Annotated in this window: 2 protein-coding genes and 1 pseudogene; 2 read left to right on the forward strand and 1 reads right to left on the reverse strand. The window is 41.5% G+C overall.

Annotated features, from left to right (window positions below):
• Positions 1-191: 191 nt before the first annotated feature.
• Entirely contained in the window at positions 192-380 is a 189-nt protein-coding gene (locus H4I94_RS15775) for a type II toxin-antitoxin system Phd/YefM family antitoxin (protein WP_261183690.1), read from the forward strand.
• A pseudogene (locus tag H4I94_RS15780) lies at positions 370-657 on the forward strand (type II toxin-antitoxin system RelE family toxin). Before H4I94_RS15775 ends, H4I94_RS15780 begins: the two are co-directional and overlap by 11 nt.
• 164 nt (positions 658-821) lie before the next feature.
• Here the strand turns inward: H4I94_RS15780 and H4I94_RS15785 are convergent.
• A complete protein-coding gene (locus H4I94_RS15785) occupies positions 822-2,126 on the reverse strand; it encodes a Y-family DNA polymerase (RefSeq protein WP_261183692.1) in 1,305 nt (434 codons plus the stop codon).
• Positions 2,127-2,280 lie beyond the last annotated feature (154 nt).

The following is a 2,280-nucleotide window of genomic DNA, read 5'->3' on the forward strand; positions in this document are numbered from 1 at the left end:
GCTTATGCCACAATTAAAGGTATTGAAGTCATGCGTGCACTACGTAAAGGACAAGCATCGTCATTTTATTATGGTCAGCCTCAGGGTGAAGTGTGTCTAATCAACAGGGTTTTCGGTCTCTAAGTACTTTTTAAAGGGAACATCATCGACTCAAATCTCTATTTGCAACAGTGCCACTCAAAAAGAGTCCGATGGATACAGTGTTGGCAGGCAAAGGCGAACCTGTCGCAATCCTCAATCGTAATACACCAGCGTTTTACTGTGTTCCAGCTGATCTGTATGAAACGATGACAGAACAACTAGAAGACCTAGAACTGAATAAGATTGCAGATGCTCGTGCGAATCAGAAACGCATTCGAGTAAATATTGATGACCTATAAGTTAGACTTTTTAGAAGAAGCATTAGCAGAATGGAATAAGCTAAATCCAAGTATTAAGCAGCCATTGAAGAAGCAGTTGATCAAGGTTTTGTAGAATCCTCGCATTCCCAAAAACAAGTTGTCAGGATATCCTAACCGCTACAAGATTAAACTTCGTTGTATTGGTTATCGTCTGGTTTATGAAGTCGTTGATGATGAGGTAGTTGTCATCGTGATTGCTGTAGGCAGACGTGAAAACAATGCTGTCTATGATGATGCCAACTCTCGTCATTCATAAATGATGTAATGCCTATAAGCAGATAGTGTCTATGAAAACACTCATGTTTATGGGCATTTTTTATGTAGATAATCTTTGATTAAGTAGTTGCAAATTACAACCATTTTGCAGTCAATAGAAAACTATTGTGAAACCAAAACGAAATCAATTTATAGGCAGGACATTTACTTCACACAAAGCAGTTGATCCCATTTAAAGTAGTTCTGTGTTAGCCGATTTCGTGACATATTCCATGTTCTGTTCGGCATTAAACTCGCGCCCAAGGCAATCTTGGTTTTGCCATACTTAAGATGAATCGCTTCAAGGGAATCCATCAAGGCATTACTGACTTCGATATGCTTCATGTCGGTAAACATGTCATACACATGACTTGCCTTTGGTTCGAGACACGTCAGAATCACGCCACATTTCTTGAATGCTATATCCTTTGCATACAGGCCATCAATCATCGCTGTAGCGAGTTTAGAGAGCACCAACAGGTTGTCGGTAGGTTCTGGTAAAGCCAAGGATAAAGACTTGTTGTAGAAGGGCTTTGAGCTATCAAATGGGTTTGATTGTACGAAACCAATCAAACAACCACACAACAGATTATCATCTCTCAGTCTGCTAATCGCATCCATGACATACAATGACATGGCTTCTTTAAGATCATCAATGTGGTAGATGCGTTGACCAAAAGAACGACTAGCAATGATTTGCTTCTTGGCTGGTGGCGTATGTTCCAGTTCAATACAAGCAATTCCCTGCAGTTCCAATAAAGTTCTGTGCATCACTACAGAAAATTGGTCCCTGATCATCAGAGGGGAAGCCAAGACAAAATCCATAACTGAATGAATCCCCAAGCTGTTGAGCTTCTTGGAATGCTTTCGGCCTACGCCCCAGATTTCACCAACATCTATGGCTTGATGCAGAGTTTCAGCAGAGCATGGATCCATTGAAACCAAGTTGCAAACACCATTGAAGTAAGCGTTCTTCTTGGCAATATGGTTCGCTAGTTTCGCTTCAGTCTTTGAACGTCCAATGCCAATACATACAGGTAAACCAAGCCAAGAAAACACACGCTGACGAATCTGATGGGCATATTCAGTCAAGTCGTAATTCCCTGAATGAGCTGTCAGATCCAGAAAGCACTCATCAATTGAGTAAATCTCCTGTTCTTTGGGAGATACGAAATCGGACAGGATTTTCATGAATCTGCGAGACATCTCTGCATACAGTGCATAGTTGCTCGATAGCACCTGCACCTGATGCTGCTCTACGATGTTCTTGATCTGAAAGAGAGGAACACCCATCTTGATGCCCAAGTCCTTGGCTTCCTGAGATCGAGCTACAGCACAGCCATCATTGTTGGATAGGACAATGACAGGCTTATTGTTCAGGCTTGGGTTGAAGACACGCTCACAACTGACATAGCAATTATTGATGTCTACCAGCGCATAGATTTTCTGGTGAGATGCTTGCATGAGCATGAAACCAATCAAGTATTAACGCTTTCTGAATGGCTTGATGACAAAAGTCACTACACCCCAAATGGCACTGTTGCAAATAGAGATTTGAGTCGATGAAGTTCCTTTTTAAAAGTGCTTAGAGACCGAAAACCCTGTTGATTAGACACACTTCACC

It is taken from the genome of Acinetobacter sp. T_3_1 (genome assembly GCF_025377055.1).
Taxonomy (GTDB): domain Bacteria; phylum Pseudomonadota; class Gammaproteobacteria; order Pseudomonadales; family Moraxellaceae; genus Acinetobacter; species Acinetobacter kookii.

Excerpts from the sequence above, each read along its gene's own strand:
- H4I94_RS15785 (WP_261183692.1), bottom strand. The coding sequence starts at position 2,126 with ATGCTCATGCAAGCATCTCACCAGAAAATCTATGCGCTGGTAGACATC.
- H4I94_RS15775 (WP_261183690.1), top strand. The coding sequence starts at position 192 with ATGGATACAGTGTTGGCAGGCAAAGGCGAACCTGTCGCAATCCTCAAT.